This is a genomic window from Zarconia navalis LEGE 11467 (assembly GCF_015207075.1).
Taxonomy (GTDB): domain Bacteria; phylum Cyanobacteriota; class Cyanobacteriia; order Cyanobacteriales; family Geitlerinemataceae; genus Zarconia; species Zarconia navalis.
Map to the genome: position 1 here is coordinate 1 of NZ_JADEXN010000239.1, position 7,635 is coordinate 7,635.

A 7,635-nucleotide genomic window follows, 5' to 3' on the forward strand; every position below is an offset into this window, starting at 1 on the left:
GGTAAAAAGTGTGGGCGAGTGCGAAAAGATAATATCAAGCTCGATCGCGGATGGGACGATCTCCTCAAACCCTCCGCGATTTTTTTCTGCGTCAGTTGTAAGTCCGAAAAAACTGATAGCGTAGATAATTGTCGAGAAGCCGAGTTGAATCTAGCCAACGACTCAACCGGTAGACTTGAGAGCGCAGATGCAGAGTCCGAAAAAAAGCGCGGAGCCAGCGCGTCAGCGACGCAATAGATAAAACGATACATTAATGAGGGGAGACAAGTCGTGCTAGATCTCAAACAAATTCGGAAAAATCCAGATGCAATACAAGAGCGCTTGAGCTTGCGCGGTGGGGGGTACAGCATCGACGAGATCGTGAACTTGGAGCAGCAGCAACGGGAACTCGAAACCCAACGCACGAAACTCCAAGCTCGCAGTAACGAAATTGGCAAGCTCATCGGGCAAAAAATGAAATCCGGGAGCGATCCAAAAAGCGAGGAGATCGTCGCACTCAAAGAAGAGGGAAATCAAGTCAAAGCTCAACTGGGGGAACTCGAACCCCGAGAAAAAGAATTTAAAGCGCGCATCGAGGCACTGCTTCTGGCGCTCCCCAACTTACCCAGCGAGTCCACCCCCGTGGGGAAAAACGAAACGGAAAACGTGGAAGTTCGGCGCTGGGGAGATGAGTATTTGCCCGAAAATCCCGATATTTTGCCCCATTGGGAAATTGGCGAGAAGCTGGGTATTTTGTTGTTCGATCGGGCCGTAAAGGTGGCTCAGAGCCGGTTTGTGGGCTTGATGGGAGCCGGTGCGGCACTGGAGCGAGCGCTGATTGCGTTCATGCTCGATCGACAAATTCAAGCCGGTTACATCGAAGTGATGCCCCCGGTGTTAGTCAATAGCGCTTCTCTACAAGGCACGGGTCAACTGCCAAAATTTGCCGAAGAAAGCTTTAAATGCGACTCCGACGATTTGTGGCTGGCCCCGACGGCGGAAGTCCCCGTCACCAACCTCTACCGCGACGATATCCTCAGCGACAAGGAACTACCCATCCGACATTGTGCTTATACGCCCTGTTTCCGTCGAGAGGCCGGCAGCTACGGCAAGGATACCCGAGGGTTGATTCGCTTGCATCAATTTAACAAAGTCGAACTGGTGAAAATCGTTCGTCCCGAAACCTCCGAGGCAGAGCATCAATCGTTGGTGGGGGATGCGGAAGCGATTTTGCAAGCGCTGAAACTCCCTTACCGCGTTCTGGAACTGTGTACGGGAGACTTAGGTTTCGGAGCCAATAAGTGCTACGACTTGGAAGTGTGGCTGCCTTCTTCAGATAGTTATCGAGAGATTTCGAGTTGTTCTAATTTTGGCGATTTTCAGGCACGGCGAGCTAATATTCGCTTTAAAGAAACGGGCAAAAAAGGCACACAATTCGCCCATACCCTAAATGGTTCGGGATTAGCCATCGGGCGGACGATGGCGGCGATTCTCGAAAATTACCAACAATCTGATGGTACGGTCAAAATTCCCGAGGTTTTGCAATCTTATTTGGGACGAGAAATTCTGTAGAAATTTTGTAAATTCGAGCCAGGGCGATCGCACAAAGAATAACTTAAGCCTGTTCCCGGCAGCATGAAATTGCCATTTGTCAAGCGCGATCTCCCGATCTCCAAGGCTCTGCAAGGCATCAAGCGCGCAACCCAACATCACGATAAGATAAAAGAAAAACTTAATCGACCAGATAATTCATGTCAGTTTTGGCCGCGATCGCAGTTATTCTCCTTCTTATCGTCGTTCACGAGTTAGGTCACTTCTTAGCCGCTCGGCTTCAGGGAATTCACGTCAATCGTTTTTCCATTGGTTTCGGTCCGATACTGTGGAGATATCAAGGCTCCAAAACCGAGTATGCCGTCCGCGCTTTGCCATTAGGTGGATTTGTTGGGTTTCCCGATGACGATCCCGATAGTAACATTCCCGAAGACGATCCCGATCTGTTACGCAACCGACCCATTCTCGATCGGGCGCTCGTCATCAGCGCTGGAGTGATTGCCAACCTCATCTTTGCCTATCTGATACTGGTGCTGCAAGTGGGTGGTACTGGTATTCTCAACGGATTTAACTACGAGCCGGGAATTCTCGTTCCCCAAGTGATTTCGGCGGATTCTCCAGCCGCGCGTGCTGGAATTCGATCGGGAGATATCATTTTATCTGTTGGAGGAAAAACCTTGAACGCGAGCGAAGAATCTCTCTCGCAGTTTAAGGAAATTATCCAAAGCAGTCCCGAACAGCCTCTATCCATGTCCATCGATCGTAACGGTCGTCAAGAAACGGTGGAGGTTAAACCCCAGCCAGACTCGAACGGTCAAGGGCGAATTGGGGTTCAACTGGCTCCCAACGGAGATCCGATTTATCGCCGTCCCCACAGTATTTTTGAGGTTTTAGGGTTAGGGGCAGAGCGCTTCCAAACCATCTTTGTGGGAACTGCCCAAGGATTCTATCAACTGATTACGGATTTTGGCGATACCGCCTCTCAGTTAGCCTCCCCGGTGAAAATCGTTCAGCAGGGTTCTGAAGTCGCAAAAGCCGATGCCCTCAATTTACTGCTCTTTGGCGCGATTATCAGCATTAACTTAGCCATTATCAATATTTTGCCCCTGCCAGCACTCGATGGCGGTCAGCTTTTCTTTTTGCTTGTGGAAGGATTGCGCGGCAAACCCGTTCCGGTACATATCCAAGATGGATTCATGCAATCGGGAATGCTAGTGCTGTTGGGTTTGGGCGTGTTTTTAATCGTTCGAGATACAACTCAGTTAGAGTGGGTGCAAGAGCTGATGCGATAGTCGCGTCGCGCGTCTGAAGTCCAATACTGAAGATAGTAAGGAGGATTGCCGTGACAGACAACCATCCCGAAGCGAACATTCCCGATCGCGCCGGGGAACCCAAGCCCAGCTCGAGTCAGAGTCAGCCCAAAATCGGACTGGTGGCGATCGGACGCAATGAAGGGGAACGCCTGCGCCAATGCCTCAAATCTGCACTGGGGAAGGTGGCGCGAATTGTCTACGTCGATTCCGGCTCCACCGATGGTAGTGTCGAAATGGCACGATCGCTGGGTGTGGATGTTGTCGAACTCGATCTGAGCGTTCCGTTTACGGCCGCTCGCGCTCGGAACGAGGGCTTCGATCTCCTGCGCCAAACCGTTCCCAACCTCGAATTCGTTCAATTTGTCGATGGCGACTGCGAAATTGCAGATAGATGGATCGATCGAGCAGTGGCGGAATTGGTTGCGAAACCAGAAGTGGCGGTGGTCTGCGGTCGTCGTCGCGAAAGTTTTCCCGAACAGTCCATTTACAACCGACTGTGCGACCTGGAATGGGATACCCCCGTGGGCGAAACAAAGGCTTGTGGGGGAGACTCGATGATGCGCGTCGAGGCTTTGAGTCAAGTTGAAGGATTCAATCCAAGCTTAATTGCCGGGGAAGAACCGGAATTGTGCGTGCGGCTGCGCCAGAAAGGCTGGAAAATTTTCCGTCTGGATGCCGAAATGACCCGGCACGATGCTCGGATGATGCATTTTAGCCAGTGGTGGATGCGGATGCTCCGAGCGGGTCATGCCTATGCTGAGGGAGCGTGGGTGCATGGGAAAAGTCCAGAACGCCATTGGGTTAAGGAGACTAAAAGCATCTGGCTGTGGGGATTTTGTATTCCCTTTCTAGCTCTGGTAATGGCTTGGCCGACGAAGGGTTTGAGTCTATTTTTATTGGTCGGTTATCCACTGTTGGCGTATCGAGTCACTCGTTATTTGCAAACCACTGGCAAACCCAAAGATGAAGCCACGCTCTACGGAATCTTCTGTACGATCGGAAAATTTCCCAATTTTTTAGGACAGCTTAAGTTTTTTCTCAATCGGCTTTTGAAAAAACAAAACCGCCTCATTGAATACAAAACCGTCGATCGTTGAGAATGGAAAATCGATAACCCTCGAGGGTTCGCTCGACGATCGAATGTCTTCCCCTATCGTTGTGGGACGGGTATTTTGAGGTTCAGACACTCGACGTACTCGGGACTCTTTGCTAGAAGATGTTGCAAGAACATTTGCGCGACAACAGATAATTGTTTTCCCCCTAAGTAAGCGACGTACCAATGACGTTGAATGGGAAATTTTTGAACATCGAGTATTGCGAGTTCTCCTCTTTCGAGTTCGTAGCGTAATGTATGTTGGGATAAAATTGAAATTCCCAACCCCCCTAAAATTGCTTGCTTAATAGCTTCGTTGCTCCCGAGTTCCAATCGAACTTCGATTGAAATCTTATGCTTGGAAAATAGCTTTTCGATCGCCTGTCTCGTACCCGACCCTGGTTCTCTCATAATGAATTTCTCTCGATCGAGATATTCGATCGGCATATTTTTTTTGCGCGCTAGTTCGCAATCGGATCTGGCAACTACGACTAAAGGATTGTCTAAAAAAGCCTGAAGATGTAAATCTAGATCCTCTGGCGGTTGGCTGAGAATATAAAGATCGTCTTCGTTCTCGAGCATTCGTCGCTTCAGTTTTTGATGGTTCGTCACCTGAAGAGAAATATCGATCGCGGGATATTGCTGACAAAATGCACCGAGGAGTTGGGGGACGAAATATTTGGCAGTTGTCACCACCGCCAGTCGCAGTTTTCCTTCCTTGGCTCCCTTAAAATCGGCAACTTTCATCTCGAAGTTATCGAGCTTCTCAAAAACACCTTGACTGGTGACGAGCAATTCTCGACCCACGTCGGTCAGGTAGAGCTGCTTGCCAATTTGCTCGAACAGTGGCAAACCAATGGCTTTGGTTAGTTGTTTGACTTGGCTCGACACCGTCGGTTGAGAAATCGACAACTCGGCGGCGGCTCGGGTAAAGCTCGAATGGCGAGCCACGGTTTCAAAGACTTTTAGCTGATGCAGGGTTGCGTGTAACAAAAATAATGTCCTCCGCTCGTTCTAGATTGGATTACCGCACGATTGCTCTATTTTTTCGATCGTCGATACTTCTACGATCTCCCCAGATCCAAATACGATCTCTGGGAGTAGGGGGGACTGACTGGCAGTGCCTTAGTGCCTTGTATGGCTCTCAAGAGGATTAGGCGACCCTGTGTCGAGAAGCATCTGCGATCGAAATATGAGATGCGGTATTTACTTTACATTTCTATACTAAACCAAGTATAACCTTTAGTAAATGCAAAATAAAAATAGAATAGCTTTTAATCTATAAACTTATGTCGATCGGTCTGCACGGCAGTTTTTGATGTCAGAATAATCTCTACACCCGTCAACCCTTACCCAAAGAAGTCATAATGCTCGCAGTGTTGCAAAGCATTCCCAATAGTCCCCTGGTTGGATTTACCGTCCTATTGCTGGTCATCCTCATCGTTCCACCGATCTTCGAGCGGTTGCGGTTGCCGAGGTTAGTGGGATTGCTCGTGACGGGCATTCTCCTCGGTTCCAACGGTTTGGGCATCCTCGATGCCAAGTCGGAAACCATGAAACTGCTCTCGGATGTCGGGAAAATTTACCTGATGTTTGTCGCCGGACTGGAAATCGATTTGGCGGAGTTTCGCAAAACCAAAGATCGGTCTTTAGGATTTGGGATAGCGACGTTCCTGATTCCCCTCATCGTCGGCAGCGCGATCGGTCTGGTGTTTGGATTTAGTCCGAACGCATCGATTTTAATTGGTTCTCTGATGGCCTCCCACACTCTCCTGGGCTATCCGATCGTCAATCGATTGGGCGTTGTGGGCAACCAAGCCATCACCGTCACCGTCGGGGCTACCATTTTTACCGATATCGCAGCGTTGCTCGTCCTCGCCATTTGCGTCTCAATTCACGCCGGGGAATTCTCCGCCACCAATTTAATTCTCCAGTTAGTTGCCCTCGGGGTCTATTCTGCGTTGATATTATTTGGTTTCGATTGGGCCGGCAAAGAATTCTTCCGCAGAACCGGAGATGAAGAGGGGAATCAGTTTTTATTCGTGTTACTAGCGGTGTTTCTCGCCGCTGTCGGGGCGCAAGCGATTAACGTCGATAAAATCGTCGGAGCGTTCCTTGCCGGACTCGCCGTCAACGACGTGGTGGGACGGGGACCAGTGGAAGAAAAAGTCGAGTTTGTCGGCAGCACTCTCTTCATTCCCTTTTTCTTTGTCGGTATGGGGTTGCTCCTGGATATTCCCGCCTTTTTAATCAGTTTGAGAGAGGATTTGGGGCTGATACTGGCGATCGTCGGGGGGTTGCTCGGTGCGAAATTCCTTGCCGCCGGTATTGCCAAATTGCTCTATGGCTATAACTGGGACGAAACCCTGACGATGTGGTCGCTGTCATTACCCCAGGTGGCGGCTACCCTAGCAGCGGCTTTGGTGGGCTTGAATGCGGGTTTAATTCCCGAGTCGGTGTTTAACACCACCATCGTTCTGATGCTCGTCACGTCGATCGCTGGACCGGTGATGACCGCTCGATTTGCGAGCCGATTGCCCTTGGCTCGTCCCCCTGCCGACACCGATACCGTCGAACGCCCAGAATCCTCGATCGACGCTCTATTCAATTCTCCCGTTGTCGGCACGTACCCCTTCAAAGTCGTCGTGCCGATTTACAATCCGATCACCGAGCGTTACTTAGTGGAAATGGCGGCACTTTTGGCTCGTCACGAGTCGGGAACGATCGTCCCGTTGTCGATCGCCACGGCACACATTCACATGGACGAACCGGATTTAGAAGTTTCACTCCAACGTTCCGAACGATTGCTCAAACGAGCGGTGCAGGTGAGTGAAGAATTTGGTGTGGAAGCAGAACCCAAGATTCGCATCGATAACGATATCGCTCATGGCATCAGTCGCACCGCTCGCGAAAATCATGCCAGTTTGATTGTCATGGGTTGGAGCAAAGCGAAAGGATTGCGAGCCAGATTGTTCGGCAATTTAATTGATAGCGTGTTTTGGTCTTCCCATTGTCCGGTGGCGGTGGTGCGCCTGCTCGACGATCCCGTTGATATTCACCAAATTCTCGTTCCCGTCAAACATCTGTTGCCCAAAGCAGTGCAAACGGTACGATTTGCCCAATTGTTTGCCGATGCCAACCAGGCCCGAGTGACGCTGCTGCACGTTTACGATCGCCATACCCCTGCCGAACAGCTATCGGCATTTGAAACGGAACTTTCTCAAATTCTGGCAGAACCGGGATGGTCGGTGGAATCGAATATCGTCATGGTTCCCGGCGAGGATGTGGCGCACATTATGCTCAAAGCGGCGCGATCGATGGATATGGTGGTGTTGCGATCGCGCCGCCGTCGTACCGCTGGGGGATTGGCGGTGAGCGACGTGACAACTCAGGTGATGAAGAAGCTCAATTGCTCGATGGTTTTGTTGGGGGAACCGCATTCTTAGGTGGGTTAGTCGTCGTTGTCGGGTGGGCAGTTTTTTGAGTGGGAATTTAACTTCGATACTCATCACTCAACTGCCCACCTTATCGCCGGGGTAGGCACAGGGGCACTACCCCTACCCAGCCTGTTGCCAGTAGACGATCGCCCCTTCTTTTCGGGGGATGACGACACCGAACCATTCGAGACGATCGAGGTTTTGGGCGATCGCATCTAGTTTTTTCTGGGTATTGCGACCTTTGAACTGGGCGGCAATTTGC

General features: G+C 50.5%; 6 protein-coding genes. 5 read left to right on the forward strand and 1 reads right to left on the reverse strand.

What is annotated here, in order from left to right:
• The 4 genes from IQ235_RS13270 to IQ235_RS13285 form a co-directional block, all read left to right on the forward strand.
• A partial coding sequence (locus tag IQ235_RS13270; RefSeq protein ID WP_264321933.1) for a hypothetical protein occupies positions 1-237 on the forward strand: 237 nt, incomplete at its 5' end.
• Between the two features lie 33 nt (positions 238-270).
• Positions 271-1,551, forward strand: a complete 1,281-nt coding sequence (gene serS / locus IQ235_RS13275; protein WP_264321934.1) for a serine--tRNA ligase — start codon at positions 271-273, stop codon at positions 1,549-1,551.
• 179 nt (positions 1,552-1,730) lie between these two features.
• Positions 1,731-2,822: an RIP metalloprotease RseP gene (gene rseP / locus IQ235_RS13280; RefSeq protein WP_264321935.1), complete on the forward strand. Its 1,092-nt coding sequence runs from the start codon at positions 1,731-1,733 to the stop codon at positions 2,820-2,822.
• A gap of 77 nt (positions 2,823-2,899) precedes the next feature.
• A complete protein-coding gene (locus tag IQ235_RS13285; RefSeq protein WP_264321938.1) occupies positions 2,900-3,940 on the forward strand; it encodes a glycosyltransferase family 2 protein in 1,041 nt (346 codons plus the stop codon).
• A 53-nt stretch (positions 3,941-3,993) separates the two neighbouring features.
• On the opposite strand, the gene IQ235_RS13290 is transcribed toward IQ235_RS13285, so the two are convergent.
• On the reverse strand, positions 3,994-4,929 hold the full coding sequence (locus tag IQ235_RS13290; protein WP_264321936.1) for a LysR family transcriptional regulator: 936 nt from the start codon (positions 4,927-4,929) through the stop codon (positions 3,994-3,996).
• A 374-nt stretch (positions 4,930-5,303) separates the two neighbouring features.
• Between IQ235_RS13290 and IQ235_RS13295 the strand changes: the two genes are divergently transcribed.
• Positions 5,304-7,382 (forward strand): cation:proton antiporter domain-containing protein, encoded by a 2,079-nt coding sequence (locus IQ235_RS13295; RefSeq protein ID WP_264321937.1) that lies wholly within the window; start codon positions 5,304-5,306, stop codon positions 7,380-7,382.
• Positions 7,383-7,635: the final 253 nt, after the last annotated feature.